This is a genomic window from uncultured Chitinophaga sp. (genome assembly GCF_937898475.1).
In the GTDB taxonomy this organism is placed as follows: Bacteria; Bacteroidota; Bacteroidia; order Chitinophagales; family Chitinophagaceae; genus Chitinophaga.
In genome coordinates, this window is sequence record NZ_CALEJS010000011.1 from 282,434 (window position 1) to 299,243 (window position 16,810).

Consider the following 16,810-nt stretch of genomic DNA (forward strand, 5'->3'; position numbering starts at 1 on the left):
CCAGGGTCCGGATTCCAAACAAATGCACTGGATCATATTGTGACTCACTGCAAATGTTTGGAATCCGGACCCTGGATTTTGGATTTACGCTTAGTCATTTCGGCTGCAATTTTCAGTGATCCTTCGTCTCCCCGCTCCTTCAGGTGGGTGATCACGCTTTCATAGTCGTGCGCGTTCCTGTTCTGGCTCAGTTTAAAGCGGGCCTGTACATCGGAGATGTTCATCTCAAAGCCTACGATGGCTTTCAGGTTATTGTGGAGCTCTTTTTCAGGAATATCATTCATGCTCACCGGCCTGGCTGATGCGGCCTCATAGCGGTGCATCAGTTTAGACAACGAGTCCAGCAGCTCTGCTTCGGAAAGCAGGCGCAGCTGTCCGTATACATGTACGGCGATGTAGTTCCAGGTAGGTATCTTTTCCTTTTCGTACCAGGAAGAGGAGATATAGGCGTGCGGATCAGTAAAGATAGCCAGCGCAGTACCGCTGGTAAAAGCCTCCCACTGCGGGTTCTGCCTGGCCACATGACCGCGCAGTACCGCCGTGCCGCCGGGCTTTTCTTCCAGCTCAATGGGAATGTGTGTAGCCAGCGGAACACCGTTGGATACATTCACCAGTATGCCGAAGCTGTTCTCCTTAATGAATGCGGAGATCCGCTGCCAGTCCTTTTCCTGGTTGTATCTGGGGATATGCATAATTACAGGGCAATTTCCACGATCTTCGTAGGCGCCATGTTCGCATTCCGCATAGCGATGCTGCGCGCAGCATTACCGGCAAATTCGATGAATGCGTTTTTAGTCACCTCATCGCCGGCCACCATTACAGGAACGCCTTCGTCGCCGCCTTCCCGGATGCTCTGTACCAGGGGAATCTGGCCCAGGAAAGGTATTTCCATATCTTCTGCCAGGCGTTTGCCACCGTCTTTACCAAAGATGTAGTATTTGTTATCGGGCAGCTCTGCCGGGGTGAAATAAGACATGTTCTCTACCAGGCCGATAATGGGCACATTCACCTGCTGACCTGCAAACATCATGATACCTTTTTTCGCGTCGGCCAGCGCCACATCCTGCGGGGTGGTCACTATCACGGCGCCGGTAACGGGTACGGTCTGCACAAGGGTGAGGTGAATATCCCCGGTGCCGGGCGGCATATCGATCACGAGGTAGTCCAGCTCATCCCAGTACACATCGGTGATGAACTGGCGCAGTGCGCTGCTGGCCATAGGGCCGCGCCATACTACTGCCTGCTTCTCATCTATCAGCAGTCCGATAGACATGAGCTTGATACCGTATTTTTCCATGGGCGCAATCATGCCTTTGCCGTCTATGTTCACCATCATCGGCCTTTCTCCGCGTACGCCGAACATAATAGGCACAGAAGGACCGTAAATATCCGCATCCATCAGTCCGACGCTGGCGCCGCCCTCTGCCAGGGCCAGGGCCAGGTTGGCGGCTACGGTTGACTTTCCTACCCCTCCTTTGCCAGACGCTACGACGATGATATTTTTCACTTTCGGCAGTGTGGATTTGCCGTCTTTACGGTTGGAATTTACGTTAGCGGTCATGTTCACCTGCACCTCTGCTTCCTTGCTCACCATCAGCTGGATGGCGTTTACGCAGGCATTGCGGATCATATCCTTCAGGGGGCAGGCGGGTGTGGTCAGCACCACGGTAAATTTAACTTTATTGCCGTCTATCTCTATGTCTTTCACCATGTTCAGCGTTACCAGGTCCTTTCCCAGATCCGGTTCTTCAACGTGGCTTAAGGCCTGTAAAACCTGCTCTTTTGTGATCATAAAATGTTGTTAAATTTGATTCCAGAAAGCAAAGTTAACCTAATCGGTGGTTAATTTGGGCGTTTAAATATAGAATTTTGTCAATCTATCAATGTCCTTGATCGTTCTGGCAATTTCATTTATCTTAGGACCGCATGCGAAAGATTCGTCCCTACATACTGTTGGCTACATTCCTGGTATTGTCTCCCGTCCTGCTGAAAGCTCAGTTCACGCAGTTTAAAGACAGCCTTATTCAGATTTCCGGTATTACCATGACGGCAGACAGCCTGCGGGCCATACCCGCCGTGAGTGTGGTGATCAAAGGCCAGGGAAGAGGTACCATTTCCAACAGCCAGGGCGTATTTTCAATTGTGGCCTTTAAAGGTGATACCCTTACTTTTACTGCTGTAGGTTTCAAAAAGAAAGTGTATCACATTCCGCCGGATCTCAGGGGGAATAATTTCTCCATGATCCAGCTGATGGTGGAAGATACCACCTATCTGCCGGTGACCATCATCAAACCCTATCCTTCCAAAGAGGAATTTGAGAAAGCATTTATCAGCGACGATATACCCGACGACGCTTACGAGATTGCCCGCAAGAACACCGACGCCGCCAAAATGCGCGCATTGGCCCGCTATACGCCGATAGACGGGCGTGAAGGCACCAATATGTATATGAAGCGGCAGGCGCAATCGCTCTACTACGCAGGTCAGCAGGCTCCGCAGAATATCTTCAACCCGATGGCCTGGGCGCAGTTCATACAGGCCTGGAAACGGGGTGATTTCAAGAATAAGGACTAGCCTTGCCCGCTTCAGGTTATTTGCTATAATTCCCGTTTATTTGAGGGATTTTTTACACCAATCAATCTAAATTCCAAGTCGTAAACTCATTTGCATTATGCAACAAATTGCAGTTATTGGCGCCGGTACCATGGGTAACGGCATCGCACACGTATTTGCACAGCATCAGTACCAGGTGAACCTGATAGATGTTGCTGCCCCGGCCCTGGAAAAAGCGCTGACCACTATCCGGCAGAACCTGGAACGGCAGCTGGCCAAAGGCACTATCACGGAAGAGATCAAAACGCACACGCTGGAGCACATCCGCACCTTTACTTCACTGGCTGAAGGTGTAAAAGATGCATCCCTCGTAGTGGAAGCCGCTACCGAAAATATCACCCTGAAACTGAAAATTTTTGCAGAACTGGATCAATACGCTCCTGCAGATGCGATACTGGCTACCAACACATCTTCCATCTCCATTACCCGCATTGCCGCTGCTACCAAAAGACCGGAGAAAGTGATCGGCATGCATTTCATGAATCCCGTACCGGTGATGAAGCTGGTAGAGATCATCAACGGTTATGCTACTGCAAAGGAAGTAACCAGCGCCATTGTAACACTGAGTGAAAAGCTGGAGAAAGTACCTTGTGTGGTGAACGACTATCCGGGTTTTATTGCCAACCGCATCCTGATGCCGATGATCAATGAGGCGATCTGCTCTCTGTATGAAGGCGTAGCAGGCGTGAACGAAATAGACACCGTGATGAAACTGGGTATGGCGCATCCGATGGGGCCTTTGCAGCTGGCAGATTTCATCGGGCTGGATGTTTGTTTGTCTATTCTGCAGGTGCTGCATGATGGTTTTGGTAACCCGAAGTATGCGCCTTGTCCGCTGCTGGTGAATATGGTAACGGCCGGGTATTTAGGTGTGAAGAGCGGAGAAGGGTTTTATAAGTATACGAAGGGGAGTAAGGAGCTGGTAGTGAGTGAAAGGTTTAAATGACAGACGGGTGGCTGTATTATGTGTAAACGGGCCTTCATTCCCGTCATTGCGGGGCCCGAAGGGCTCCAGCGGGGAGCCGGGCCGAAGCAATCTTTTAATAAATGGCGGAATTACGTTTATTGCTATACGTTTGCCGTTAAAAAGATTGCTTCGTCGCGCTCCGCACTATGCCCTGCGCAGCTCCTCAATGACCGGGATGAAGACCCGTTTTTACCTACACCGCTACTCCCCTGCGCTGAAATGATACTCACCGGAACTTACTTCATACACCGCATACGCTCCATCCATCTTTACAAACTTCACACCTTTATCTGCTGAAATAGCGGCATTGCCCTCTTTCACTTTATCTTCAGATGCGGCGGGTACGTAGACAGTGGCACGGGTATTAGCCGGTACGGAGATCTTCCAGTCGAAGCTGCCGCCCTGCTTTTCCCAGGCGCTGCGGATCCAGCCGTGTACAGAATGATAGCTGGCCGTTACCTTATTCAGATCTTTCACCGGCAGCGGTTTCATGATGATCTTTTTGAAACCGGGCGCTGATGGATCAGGTTTGATACCTGCCAGGTTCTCGTAATACCATACCACCAGATCTCCGAGCAGCATAACGTGGTTGCCTGAGTTCATAGCCGGATCTGCCGTATCGCCGTTCCAGAGCTCCCAGATGGTGGTGGCGCCATGTTCTGCCATATATCCCCAGCTGGGGTAGGTGGTGTTGGTCGCCAGCTGATAGGCCAGGTCGCCACGGCCATATTTGGTAAGCACGCGCATCAGCCATTCTGCGCCTACCAGGCCTGTGCTGATGTGCCCTTTGTAATCCTGCAGCGTTTTATCTACTACATGACGGAATACGGTATCCTGGCGCTCAGGAGGCGTAAGCCCGTAAGCCAGTGAGAAGATGTTGGCAGTAGGCGTGTTATTAGCGTAATAACCTTCCTGCTGGTTCAGGAATCTGTTATTGAACGCTGCTTTCACTTTTTCTCCCAGCTCCTTGTATGCCGCCACATCTGCCGTGTTACCGGTGATGGTGGCAAAGCGCTCCATCACGGTGAGCAGGTGATAATAGAAAGCGGTGCCCAGGAAATCGCCGGCTGTTTTACGTGCAGGATCCTTGGAGTGGATCAGCTCCGGTGATTCCGGCGGCATGCACCAGTCGCCATAGGTATCCTTGGTAAGAATGTAATCCTTCATGTATTTATCCTTCATGTAGGCCATCCATTTCTTCATGGAAGGATAGTGTTTGCGCAGCGGCTGATCGTCTCCATACTGTTCGTACAGCAGGTTGGCGATGATCACGTAAGCCGCGGGCCAGGTCATGTTGTCAGAATATATTTTCCAGTAGGTGGGCGCTACATCGGGTACGCTGCCTTCGGGGGATTGTGCATCCTCAATATCCTGCAGCCATTTGGCATAGAGCTGGTGGTTGCCGAAGATGAAGCTTTCTCCCCTGGCGCCTACGGCACGATCGCCCAGCCATCCCATACGTTCGTCGCGCTGCGGACAATCAGTAGGCATACCACGGTAGTTGCCGCGGATGCCCCAGTAAGCGTTCTTATACACTTTGTTGATCACCTCATTGGAGGTTTCAAACTGCCCGGTGGTTTCCATTTCATCATACACTACCCTGCCTTCAATGGCAGACAGGTCTGGTTTGCCGGGATAACCGGTCACTTCCACGTAGCGAAAGCCGTGGTAGGTAAAGCGGGGCTCCCACTCTTCAGTGCCTTCGCCTTTCAGTGTATAGATGTCCGTTACCTTTGCAGAACGCAGGTTATCCATGTACAGTGTGCTGTCATCTTTCAGGCGTTCGGCAAAGCGCATTTTCACTTTGGCGCCTTTATCACCTTTTACGGTAAGGCGCACCCAACCCACGAAGTTCTGTCCCATATCATAGATGAACATACCGGGTTTGATCTCTTTCACGCTGATGGCCTTCACGGTATCCATCACTTTGATGTTGTTATTGGGCTGGGCAACCAGCAATTCAGCGGGTTGCTGCACCAGCTGCACGGGCAGCCAGCTGGCGGCATCGTAGCCGGTCTGGCTCCAGCCTGTCAGCTCTTTGGTGGCATCGTACTCTTCACCATCATATTCATTGTTGGCGATGATGGGACCAGCTGCAGTTACTTTCCAGCTGCCATCGCTGATCACGCTGGCAGTGCTGCCGTCGTCATACACCAGGTTGAGCTGCAGGATCATTTTGGGATAGCCGTAATGCGTGATGCCCGGTAAGCCCGGCGCAGAATAGCGCATCTGGTAGAAGCGGCCGTTACCCAGGATTGTGCCTAATACGTTAGCGCCTTCCTTCAGTTCGCTGGTTACGTCAAATGTGTTGTAGAAAACACGTTTGTTATATTCCGTCGGACCGGGCGCCAGTACCTGGTCGCCTATCTTTTTACCGTTAATGTACAGTTCATAGAGGCCAAGACCGCTGATGTAAGCGGTAGCGCGCTTCACCTTCTTTTCTACATTGAATTCCTTGCGGAGATAGCGTGCAGCGATGCGCGTAAAAGTATCTTTTGGTCTTTCCCATGCGAAGGCAGAATCCAGTCCGATCCATTTCGCCTGCCAGTCGCCCGGCTGCAGCAGTCCCATACTCCAGCTGGCGGGCTGGCTCCAGTCAGATGCTTTACCGTCTGCCGTCCACACTTTCACTTTCCAGTAGCAACGGGTTCCGCTGGTGAGCGGTTTGCCTGCGTACGTTACATTAATGGACTCGCCGGCATTCACTTTACCGGAGTTCCAGAGATCTGCGTTGTCGTTATTCAGTGCGTCTTCCGAAGAAGCCACCATTACCTGGTAGGCCGCCTGTTCCACGCCCCTGGCGCTGCTTTCGATCTCCCAGCTTAACCGGGGAGTGTTAACGTCAATACCTAAAGGATCATCGCGGAATTCGCAACGCAGGTTCGCCAGTGTGAGATCGCCGCCGGCCTGTTTACAGGACCAGAGCAACACTACCGGCAATAGAAAAAGAAGGATCCGTTTTATCATGCTGTTGTATTTAAATTGCATTGTTTGAATAATTATACTCACCGGCCTTACTGCGGGTTTTGTTCCAGGCCGTCAAGATTTATATCTGTTTGCGGTATGGGCAGCAGCAGCCGGTTCTGCGTTAGCTGGTAAGCATTAGCCGGGATGTAAGCATGCTGCTGTTTTTCTTTCACACCATGGGCGTTCATCAATGTAATAATATTATCTGTACGCAGCAAGTCGTACCAGCGATGATTCTCAAATGCCAGTTCCACCTGCCTTTCGTGGAATATTGCTTCTCTGAAAGCCGCCTGGCTGCTTACGGTGGCCGCTGTTTTACCGGGCAGACCTGCACGTGTTCTTACCTGGTTCAGCAGGTCAAAAGCTTCACCATTGGCTACAAAGCCCTGTTCATTCAGGCATTCTGCTATCATCAGCAATACATCTGCATAACGCAGTACGGGGAAGTTATCATTGGTACGCCCTACTTCTGTAAAGCCGTGGTTATATTTCTTTACCCAGGGAATATTCACAAACACGCCATTGCTGGTGTAGCCATCTGCCATGGAAACGGCTTTACGTTTATCCCCGGTTTCATATGCAGCGATCATGTCCTGCGTGGGGATGTTCCAGCCGGAACCGCTGCCGTTGATACCAGTCTTGGTATCTCCTGTAACCGCGCTGCCTGATGTATAGGGCGCAAAGGTGTACATGAAGGTACTGAACAATCCTGTTTGAGAACCCAGGTACTGGATCTCGAAAATAGATTCCGGTCCGTTCTTCTTCCCGGGATCAAATACATCCGCATAATCGGGCAGCAGCTGATAGCCCATGGTGGTTACCTTACGCAGCTCGGTGAGAGCTTCCGTATATTTTTTCTGTGTCAGGTATACCTTACCCAGCAGCGTGCTGGCGGCGCCTTTGGTGGCACGGCCCACATCAGCGCCGGAATAGCTGGCAGGCAGCGTTGCTGCGGCTGCCGTGAGGTCGGAAATAATCCTGGCGTACACCTGTTCCACACTGGCGCGTCCCTTTGAAAGAGAGGAGTCCGGCGATTGCACGGCATTCAGCCGCAGCGGCACTCCACCAAACTGGCGTACCAGGTTGAAGTAGTGAAAAGCGCGAAGGAACTGCACTTCGCCGGTGTACTGGTTACGTGCGTCATCAGACATGCTGACTTCACCGATATGCGCCAGCACATCGTTACAGCGGGAGATACCGATGTAGCTGATGCGCCAGAAATTACTGATACATTCTGCGGTAGCGCCTACCAGGAATTCATCCACAAACTCCCACTGCTCCCTTCCCCTGTCGGCATTGTTATACTGGAAAGCCGTGTTGTCTGATCTCATCTCGCCAAAGATCCAGTAGCTTTCACGGCCCAGGTCCTGCAGTACGTTATAAGCGGCATTTACGGCCTGTTTGATCTCGTCTTCACTTTTGTAGAAAACGTTGCCGTTGATGGTGGCTTCCGGGTTCAGATCCAGGAAGTCTTTTCCGCAGCTCACACCCAGCAGGGCCGTTGCTGCCAGGACGATGATATATTGATGGATGGTGATTCGTTTCATAACGGAGTTTTAGCATTTAAAAAGACAGGTTAAGGCCCAGCGTGAACGTACGCGCAACGGGATAGTTCGTAAAGTCTTCCCCGGGTGTAAGGGCGGTGCTGGTGGCATTGCCCGACACTGTTTTGCGGCTCACTTCAGGGTTAGCGCCGCTGTATCGTGTAAAGGTGTGCAGGCTCTGCACGCCTGCATAGATCCTGGCACCGCTGATGAACTTCGTATGTTCCAGCCATTTTCTTTTGAAATTATAGCCCAGCGTAATGTTCTGGATACGCATAAACGAAGCGCTTTCTATCCAGGTGGAGTTCACATCGCGATAGATCACCCTGGCGCCGTTGGTGGTGGGTGTGATACCATCGCCCGGCTGCTCCGGAGAGCGCCAGCGGTTCAGCACTTTACGGTCTACATTAAAGATACCGTCTATGTTCAGCAGGTACTGGTTGCCGGTTTTCATGATCTGTCCGCCCTGTGCGCCTACCAGCACCAGGCCCAGGTCAAAATTCTTATAGCTGAAATTGTTGGTGAGGCCCCAGATAAAATCAGGGTTCGGATCACCGATAATGGCAAAGTCGTTCACCGGTTCTATGATACCATTGCCATCAACATCCTTGTATTTGATGGAGCCTACTACAGAAGTAACATGTTTGGGAGACCTGTTCAGGTCATCCTGGTCTTTATAAATGCCCTCTACCACGTACCCATAGAAGAGGCCTACCGGTTTGCCTACTTCCGTGATATGCTGGAATGAGCCTTCGCCACTGCGGCCGCTGTAGATGGGATCGTTCTTGGCATTCAGCGCAAGCACCTTGTTGCGGTTAAACGCAATGTTGGCGTTGGTGGTCCATTTAAAGGCGCCGTCCAGGTTATCGCTGCTGATGCCTATTTCGAGACCCTGGTTTTTGATCTTACCGGAGTTGATGATCACGTTGGTATAACCGGAAGACAATGGTATCTCTGAATTATACAACATGCCTTTGGTAATGCGCCTGTAATAATCTACCGTCAGGTTGATGCGGTTGTTGAACAGGCCCAGATCCGCACCCAGGTCAAGCTGGGAGGATTCTTCCCAGGTGAGGTCGTAGTTGCTCAGGGAAGAAGCGCTTCTACCGTTGGCTATCTGTCCGCCGAAGGCGTAATTATACGCCGCGATGTTGGACATATAGGTGTAGTTGCCGATGTTATAGTTACCTGATAAACCATAGCTGGCGCGCAGTTTCAGATCGCTCATCCAGGTAATGCCCTGCATGAACGGCTCTTCTGAAGCGCGCCAGGCAACAGCGCCGGAGGGGAATGTACCGTAGCGGTTGTTATACCCGAAACGGGAAGAGCCATCTGAACGTACGGTGACTGTGAACAGGTATTTATCTTTCAGGGCGTAGTTGATCCTGCCGAGGTAAGACAGCACTGCCCATTTCTGTACGTCCTGCGAGTAGGAAGGAATGGTAGCGGCAGCGCCGATGGGTTGGATCTTATCATCCGGGTAATTGGAGGCATCGATCTGCAGGTAATCCATTCTTTCCTTTTGCGCGGTGTAACCCAGCACCACGTTCAGCGCATGGTCTTTGCCGAATGTCTTATCGTAAGACAGCAGTACTTCAGACAGCCAGTTCATAGCGCTGGATTTGGACTGTGATGAGCTGGGAATGCTGGGCGGCGGGTTGTTCACTCCTCCCAGGAAGGAAGGGTTGAAAACAAAAGTAGAGCCGTTACCGTAGTTCACGTTGAAGCTGGCCTTCGCCTTCAGGCCGTTAACGATCTCGTACTCTCCATAAAGGCCACCCAGGCCGCTGAAGCTCTTTACATTGGTAACGCCGAACTCCAGTGAGTTCAGCGGATTAGCGGCGCTGAACATACCGGGAGAGCTGATATAAGGTGTGCGCTGACCGTTGTTATCATGCACGGGTACCAGCGGGCTAAGCCAGAGGCTGCGCGTCAGCACGTCTGTAAAGCCGTTCTCAAAATCATTCACCTGCTGTGTGCTGTAGGTGGGCGCAACGATGAGCCCAATCTTCACTTTGCGGCCAATACGGCTTTCTACGTTGGCACGTACGCTGTAACGATCATAGCCGGTATAACGCAATACGCCCTCCTGGGTGTAATAGCCTGCAGAGAAATTATACTTCGTATTTTCAGAACCACCGCTTACACTCAGTGTGGTATTATGCTGCAAGGCTTTTCTCAGCACGGTGTTATACCAGTTGGTGCCTTCGCCGTATTGTTCCGGGTTACGGAATTCTTCGGGTATATCTGCATCAGTAGGCGTTTGTCCGCGCGATGCAAAATCGTCTATGATAATATCTTTCCTGAACTGAGCAAACTCGTGTGCGTTCAGCATTTGCGGACGGCCTTTCTGCGGTACTTCCTGGAAGCCGGTGTTGGTATTGAGGTTTACTTTAGGTGTACCGCTCTTACCATGTTTAGTGGTCACCACCACTACGCCGTTAGAACCGCGGGAGCCGTAGATGGCAGTAGAAGAAGCATCTTTCAGTACAGTGATGGACTCAATATCATCAGGATTGATGATGTTCAGCGGGCTGGCCTGCTGTCCAAAACCGGATGGCAAGGGGAAGCCATCCACCACATACAAAGGATCACTACCTGCGCCGATGGAGCCGGACCCCCTGATCCTGACGGCAGCGCCGCCACCGGGTGTACCGGTTACGCTGGCTACCTGTACGCCGGGAATCTGTCCGCTGAGTTTCTGATCCATACCTGCTACCGGCAGATCCTGCAGCTGTTTGCCGTTTACACTGGCCACAGCGCCGGTAAGATCTTTCTTCTGCTGCGTACCGTAACCGATCACCACCACTTCATTCAACCCGGCAGTAGCAGCGCTCAGCTGTACATTGATGACAGGCTGGCTACCTACTGTTACACGCTTTTCATCAAAGCCGATAAAGTGAAAAGAAAGTACATCGCCCTGGATGGCAGCGATGCTGAATTGCCCGCCGGCATTGGTTTGTGTGCCCTGAGATTTACCGGCTATCTGCACGGTTACACCCGGCAGCGGGTTGCCGGAGGAATCGGTCACCTGTCCGCTCACCGTGTTCTTTTGCTGTGCTGTTGCGGAGAGGCAGCAGAACAATAGCAGCAGTTGACATAAGACGGGCGGCCAGCGCCATGATTGTTTTTTGGAAATACTGTAGTACATAACGGGAGTGGATTTAGCTATGAGGAATGGATAAATGCAAAGCAGTATCCGTGCCTTCCGTATAAGCACGGAGGCAAAACGCAGACAATACGATCAGTTGATATCAGCTATGCTTAGAAGCTAGCTGTATGCATCGTGATAATGATAGTGGTGATACCTTTTCTGCATAACGAGGAATAAGTTTTAGTTTAAGATAATACAGGAGATGGCGCTCCTTCTGAGTACGTCCAGTTAATGGAAGATGAGGTTAAATTAGAATAAAATTCCAGGGCAACTGTCCTATACTATCTTAATCTGTTTATGGGTTATAAAAAGAAAGCCGCCGCGGGAATACCCTGGCGGCGGCCAATACGGAGTGGAATGATCATCTTGTGTATGAATATTTATTTAGCCGGTTTCAGATCCCTGATCTCCAGGCCATAGATATCTTTCAGGCGCAGCAGGCAAAGTTCACTGCCTGCTTTAGGGATACCGATCTGCATGTTGCAGAACAGCTGAAGTTCCTGTGAGAGTACAGTACAGTTGTGTTGTTTCACTACTGTCATCACTTCGTTCAGGATGGTATAGTCGAAGGAGAGGGAATATTTTATTTCCACGTTCTTTTGTACGGCCGGTATCAGCTGCAGTACCAGGGCCGTAGCGGTTTTATAAGCGTTGATAAGGCCCGGCGCTCCGAGGAGGGTGCCGCCAAAATAGCGAACCACTATCACCAGCACATCGGTCAGCTGTTTGCTGTCTATTTGTCCCAGTATAGGTTTGCCAGCCGTGCCTGAGGGCTCTCCATCGTCACTGGCGCGGAATTGCAGGCCGTCTGTGCCCAGGCGGTATGCCAGGCAGTGGTGAGTGGCTTTGGGGTGTTCTTTCTTCACCTCCTGCAGGCGTTCTTTTACTTCATCTGTAGTTTTAACAGGAAAGGCATACGCCAGGAATTTACTTCCTCTGTCCTTGTATTCTGCTGTAGCTGTTTTTTCAATAGTAAAGTAGACTTCCATTATGTTATGTTCCTGTAATATGATATTCTGTCCCCTTCCAGGGTTGTTTCGTCTATTAATAATGCGCGTGGCAGCACCGGTGCTTTCTGTCCTTCCGGCAGGATGGCGCTGGTGCCGCTGATCACCCGGGCCTCGTCCCACAGGCCGGCTTCTATAAAACGTTGCAGTACATATGCGCCGCCTTCTACCATTACGCTGGTAATGTTCTTTTCGTATAAGCGTTCCATTAGCTGAGGCAGCAGGGGCGCCCTGAAATCAAGCTGCAGGGTGGCTGTCTGCCCGTCAAAGGTTTCCTCTTTTTCCGTAAAGAACCAGGTGGGTACGCTGTTGTCCCAGAGGCGATAATGCCGGGGCGTTTTCAGCTCGCGGTCTATTACCAGCCGCAGTGGACTTTTACCGGGCCAGTGGCGGGTGGTCAGCTGCGGATCATCTGTAAGAGCGGTATTGGTACCTACCAGGATGGCCATCTCTTCGCTGCGCCAGCGGTGTACCAGGCGGTCGCTGTACTGGTTTGACAGGCGTACGGGCTCACCGCTCAGCGTAGCCATAAAACCGGCGGGGCACTGTGCCCATTTGAGCACAATATAAGGCCGTTTCTTTTCATGGAAGGTGAAGAAACGCCGGTTCAGCTCACGGGAGGCTCTTTCCAGCATGCCTACGCTCACCTCCACACCGGCTTGCTGCAGCTTTTCAATGCCTTTACCGCTTACTTCAGAGAAGCTGTCGGTACAGCCGATCACCACCCGGGGGATCTGCTGCTGCACGATCATATCTGCACAGGGAGGCGTTTTCCCGTAATGCGCACAGGGTTCGAGGCTCACATACATGGTAGCCCGGGGTATCAGCGAACGATCTGCTGCCGCCACGCGCTGCACACAATCCACTTCTGCATGCGCCTGTCCGTAGCGGCGGTGATACCCCTCTCCGATGATGCGGCCCTGGTGCACCAGCACGGCGCCTACCATGGGGTTGGGCGCCACCTGCCCTGCACCCAGCTGCGCCAGCTGCAGGCAGCGTTGCATAAAAAGTTCATCCTGGATACTGTTCATGCGAAGAACGTTATATAGTTTTGCAAAAATATCATTTTCAGATCATTGCATGAACATACAATCCGCATTTACCCATATTACCCGTGCCATTGCTTCTTTGTACGACACCCGGGAAGCCGCCAACATCGCTCACCTGGTGATGGAACATATTACCGGGCTCAGTAAGCTGGACCGTATTGTTTATAAAGACCGCGCGCTGGAAGCCCCGCAACAGGCACAGCTGGAAAAGGCTGTGAAAGCCCTGCTGGAACAGCAGCCGGTACAATATGTAACAGGTACCGCCTGGTTCTATGGTATGGAACTGATGGTGAACCCGCAGGTGCTGATACCCCGCCCGGAAACGGAGGAGCTGGTGGAATGGATCGTACAGGATGTACGTGCAGGTGGTGGAGCTGCAGCGATACAGCTGCTGGATATTGGTACAGGCAGCGGTTGTATTCCGCTGGCGCTGAAGAAGGAATTGCCGGCAGCCGATGTATGGGGCATTGATGTAAGTACGGGCGCTTTAGCAACTGCCAGGGCCAATGCCACGCAGCAGCAGCTGGAGGTACGTTTCGAGGAGGTAAATGTGCTGGATGAGAAGGCGACAGGGGCTTTACCTGTTTTTGATATTATCGTCAGCAATCCCCCTTATATCAAACACAGCGAGCATACGGTGATGCAGCAGCAGGTGTTGGCTTATGAACCGTCTCTGGCGTTGTTTGTTCCGGATGATGATGCCTTGTTGTTTTACCGGGTAATAGCGGAACTGGCTACACGTAAATTAAGTGCTGCAGGGAGATTATACTTTGAGATCAATGAGGCGCTGGGTAAAGAAGTGGTGGCACTGCTGGAGACAGCAGGGTTTAAAAATGTGATACTGAAGCAGGATATATTCGGGAAAGACAGGATGGTGAGGGCGGAGTCATAGTGGAAAAAATTCCACTCTTACTATTTCCGCTGCGGATTAGCTGTAGCCAATACCACTTTTGCCCCTATCTCGCGCGCCACTTCCATCACCCGCACTATATCTTCTACAGGTACTGATTTTTCGGCGTTGATCACAATGGTAGGATCTACATTTTCGCTTTTTATAGAAGGCACCAGTTTCTCTTTCAGATTTTCAAAGGGCACTTTATTGGTGCCGACAAAGAATTCCCGTTTATCATTGATGCTTACCACCACGGTTTGTTTAGCCTTGGTATTGCTCTTTGCTTTGGGCAGGGCCAGCTTTATTACATTCGGATTGGCCAGGGTGGACACGATAAGGAAGAACAGCAGCAGAATGAACAAAATGTCATTCAATGCTGAGTTATGCAGCTCTACCTGGCGTTTGCCTCTTCTGTTGCGCAAATTCATGAGATGCTCTATTTAGTAGGCTCCTGTAAAATATCGATAAACTCTGCGGAAGATCCTTCCATTCTATTGATCACCTTATCTATCTGCGCATTCAGGAAGCTGTAGCCGATATAGGCCACGATGCCGATAATAAGACCACTGGCGGAGGTGATCATTTTTACATAGATACCGCCGGCAATGGTGCCGAGGGTGATATCGGAAGTAATGGAGATGTTGAAGAAGGTCTGGATCATACCTGCGATGGTGCCGAGGAACCCGAACATGGGCGCTATACCTGCGATGATGGAAAGAATAGTGAGATTCTTTTCCATCTTGTATATTTCCAGCTTGCCTACGTTTTCCATAGACTTTTCTATATTCTCGATCGGCTTGCCTATACGTTGAATGCCCTTATCGATCATGCGGGCGGCGGGATTGTCGGTATTCTTGGCGATGGAGCGGGCAGCGGCGATGTTACCGATGGTAATATAGTCGCGTATCATCGGCATGAAATTATCCGGCAGCTTAGCTGCTTTTGCTATGGTAAGATAGCGCTCTACAAACACGAACACGGCGATCACGGAAAGAATGCCGAGGGGAATCATTAACACACCGCCTTTCATCAACAGGTCCAGCAGGTTGATGTGCTGATCAGCCGCAGCGCCAGCAGCATTTATACCGGCAGTCACTGTATCCGCCTTTGGTAATAACAAGGAATCCTGCAGTAATGTAACAAGTCCGATTAGCATGTCTGAATTTTTAAACCTTGCAAAAGTATTAAATTAAGGTACAATAAGTTACTGTAAAAACGGAAACGAACTAATATTTATTATAGTGACAACCACTCCTCGTTTGTGATTAGTTATTTTATCGCCCGCTAAAAGCTAACAGCCAGCGGCTAGCGGCTTTTCTCCTCCCATACCTGTACCAGGTGCACAATTGTCTGCACTGCCTTCTGCATGTCCTGTATGCTCACATATTCATGTTTGCTGTGCAGGGCCATTTCGCCGGTAAAAATATTGGGGCAGGGAAGGCCCATAAAAGACAGGCGGGAGCCGTCTGTACCGCCCCGGATGATCATTTTCAGCGGTTCCACGCCGGCGCGGCGGATGGCTTCCGCTGCATAGGCGCATACCTGTGGGTGCTGATCCAGGATCTCTTTCATGTTGCGGTACTGCGGTGTTACCTCCATGGTGGCGCTGGCCTGCGGGTGGCGTTGCAGCACTGTTTCCATGATATTGCGCAGCAGCTGCTCATGCGCTTCCAGTTGCGCGGTAACAAAATCACGGATAATAAAATCGATCTCCGCGCTTTCCACGGTTCCCTGTATACGTACCGGGTGAACGAAACCTTCGCGTCCTTCGGTGGTTTCGGGCGAGAGGTGGTCTGCAGGCAGGGCGGCCACTATCTCCGCAGCTATCTTGATGGCGCTCACCAGCTTGCCTTTGGCGGTACCCGGGTGGATGCCTACACCCTGGATAGTGATCCTGGCTGCATCTGCAGAGAAGGTCTCATCTTCCAGCGAGCCCAGTTCTCCCCCATCCAGCGTATAGCCGTATTGTGCACCCAGTTTCTGCATATCCAGCTTTTCCACACCGCGGCCTACTTCCTCATCGGGTGTGAACAGGATGCGGATGGCGCCATGCCTGATACCGGGATGCCTGATCAGGAAATGGGCAGCGTCCATAATGGCTGCTACTCCTGCTTTATTATCAGCGCCCAGGAGGGTGGTACCGCTGGCGGTGATGATATCGTCCCCGATCTTTCCCTGCAGGTAGGGATGATCTGCCGCACGTATCACCTGCGAAGGATCATCCGGCAGTACGATATCACTACCATCATATTTAGTGTGAATGATGGGCTTCACGTTGGCGCCACTGCAATCACTCGAAGTATCCATGTGTGCGCAGAGACAGATCACCGGTACCGGCTTATCTGTATTGGCCGGGATGGTGGCATATACATATCCATGTTCATCCAGCTCCGCATCTGTGACGCCTATGGCCTGCAATTCCTGTACCAGGAGGCGGCCCAGGTTTTTCTGCCTGGCGGTGGATGGAAAGGTATCACTCAGCGGATCAGATTGTGTATCGATCTGAGCGTAACGCAGAAAGCGTTCAGTGACAGTATATTGATAATTTGAAAACATCTGCAAACGTAAGATTTTCTTTTTTGCCGTACCTGTGGATATAAAAATAGAATATGATTCC

General features: G+C 51.3%; 13 protein-coding genes. 3 read left to right on the top strand and 10 right to left on the bottom strand.

The genetic code is table 11. The annotated features are described in order from the left end of the window. Window positions 1-44: 44 nt before the first annotated feature. Together Q0577_RS02805 and Q0577_RS02810 are read right to left on the bottom strand one after the other, a co-directional pair. Complete coding sequence (locus tag Q0577_RS02805) at window positions 45-692, bottom strand: FMN-binding negative transcriptional regulator (protein WP_298732584.1); 648 nt, start codon at window positions 690-692, stop codon at window positions 45-47. Window positions 693-694: 2 nt separating this feature from the next. Further along, on the bottom strand, window positions 695-1,792 hold the full coding sequence (locus Q0577_RS02810) for an Mrp/NBP35 family ATP-binding protein (RefSeq protein ID WP_298732586.1): 1,098 nt from the start codon (window positions 1,790-1,792) through the stop codon (window positions 695-697). A gap of 134 nt (window positions 1,793-1,926) precedes the next feature. Between Q0577_RS02810 and Q0577_RS02815 the strand changes: the two genes are divergently transcribed. Together Q0577_RS02815 and Q0577_RS02820 are read left to right on the top strand one after the other, a co-directional pair. Next, window positions 1,927-2,574, top strand: coding sequence for a carboxypeptidase-like regulatory domain-containing protein (locus tag Q0577_RS02815; protein ID WP_298732588.1), 648 nt, complete (start codon window positions 1,927-1,929; stop codon window positions 2,572-2,574). Window positions 2,575-2,671: 97 nt separating this feature from the next. Continuing rightward, complete coding sequence (locus tag Q0577_RS02820) at window positions 2,672-3,559, top strand: 3-hydroxybutyryl-CoA dehydrogenase (RefSeq protein WP_298732590.1); 888 nt, start codon at window positions 2,672-2,674, stop codon at window positions 3,557-3,559. Window positions 3,560-3,781: 222 nt separating this feature from the next. On the opposite strand, the gene Q0577_RS02825 is transcribed toward Q0577_RS02820, so the two are convergent. The 5 genes from Q0577_RS02825 to ribD all read right to left on the bottom strand — a co-directional run bounded on the left by Q0577_RS02825 (window position 3,782) and on the right by ribD (window position 13,283). Continuing rightward, window positions 3,782-6,547: a glycoside hydrolase family 78 protein gene (locus Q0577_RS02825; RefSeq protein ID WP_298732592.1), complete on the bottom strand. Its 2,766-nt coding sequence runs from the start codon at window positions 6,545-6,547 to the stop codon at window positions 3,782-3,784. A 47-nt stretch (window positions 6,548-6,594) separates the two neighbouring features. Continuing rightward, window positions 6,595-8,094: a RagB/SusD family nutrient uptake outer membrane protein gene (locus Q0577_RS02830; RefSeq protein WP_298732594.1), complete on the bottom strand. Its 1,500-nt coding sequence runs from the start codon at window positions 8,092-8,094 to the stop codon at window positions 6,595-6,597. A 16-nt stretch (window positions 8,095-8,110) separates the two neighbouring features. Next, window positions 8,111-11,242, bottom strand: coding sequence for a TonB-dependent receptor (locus Q0577_RS02835; RefSeq protein WP_298732596.1), 3,132 nt, complete (start codon window positions 11,240-11,242; stop codon window positions 8,111-8,113). Between the two features lie 383 nt (window positions 11,243-11,625). After that, window positions 11,626-12,234 carry a YigZ family protein gene (locus Q0577_RS02840; protein WP_298732598.1) on the bottom strand — a complete coding sequence of 203 codons (609 nt, stop codon included), beginning with the start codon at window positions 12,232-12,234 and terminating at the stop codon, window positions 11,626-11,628. Beyond that, the gene (gene ribD, locus Q0577_RS02845) at window positions 12,234-13,283 is read right to left on the bottom strand and encodes a bifunctional diaminohydroxyphosphoribosylaminopyrimidine deaminase/5-amino-6-(5-phosphoribosylamino)uracil reductase RibD (RefSeq protein WP_298732600.1); all 1,050 of its coding nucleotides are present in this window, start codon (window positions 13,281-13,283) and stop codon (window positions 12,234-12,236) included. Before ribD ends, Q0577_RS02840 begins: the two co-directional genes overlap by 1 nt. Before the next feature lie 49 nt (window positions 13,284-13,332). Here ribD and prmC point away from each other — a divergent pair, with 49 nt between their 5' ends. Next, the gene (gene prmC / locus Q0577_RS02850; RefSeq protein WP_298732602.1) at window positions 13,333-14,193 is read left to right on the top strand and encodes a peptide chain release factor N(5)-glutamine methyltransferase; all 861 of its coding nucleotides are present in this window, start codon (window positions 13,333-13,335) and stop codon (window positions 14,191-14,193) included. 20 nt (window positions 14,194-14,213) lie between these two features. Here prmC and Q0577_RS02855 read toward each other — a convergent pair whose 3' ends face one another. The 3 genes from Q0577_RS02855 to pepT all read right to left on the bottom strand — a co-directional run bounded on the left by Q0577_RS02855 (window position 14,214) and on the right by pepT (window position 16,749). After that, entirely contained in the window at window positions 14,214-14,621 is a 408-nt protein-coding gene (locus Q0577_RS02855; RefSeq protein ID WP_298732603.1) for a biopolymer transporter ExbD, read from the bottom strand. 8 nt (window positions 14,622-14,629) lie between these two features. Beyond that, window positions 14,630-15,349: a MotA/TolQ/ExbB proton channel family protein gene (locus tag Q0577_RS02860; protein ID WP_298732605.1), complete on the bottom strand. Its 720-nt coding sequence runs from the start codon at window positions 15,347-15,349 to the stop codon at window positions 14,630-14,632. 149 nt (window positions 15,350-15,498) lie between these two features. Then, window positions 15,499-16,749 (bottom strand): peptidase T, encoded by a 1,251-nt coding sequence (gene pepT / locus Q0577_RS02865; RefSeq protein ID WP_298732606.1) that lies wholly within the window; start codon window positions 16,747-16,749, stop codon window positions 15,499-15,501. Window positions 16,750-16,810 lie beyond the last annotated feature (61 nt).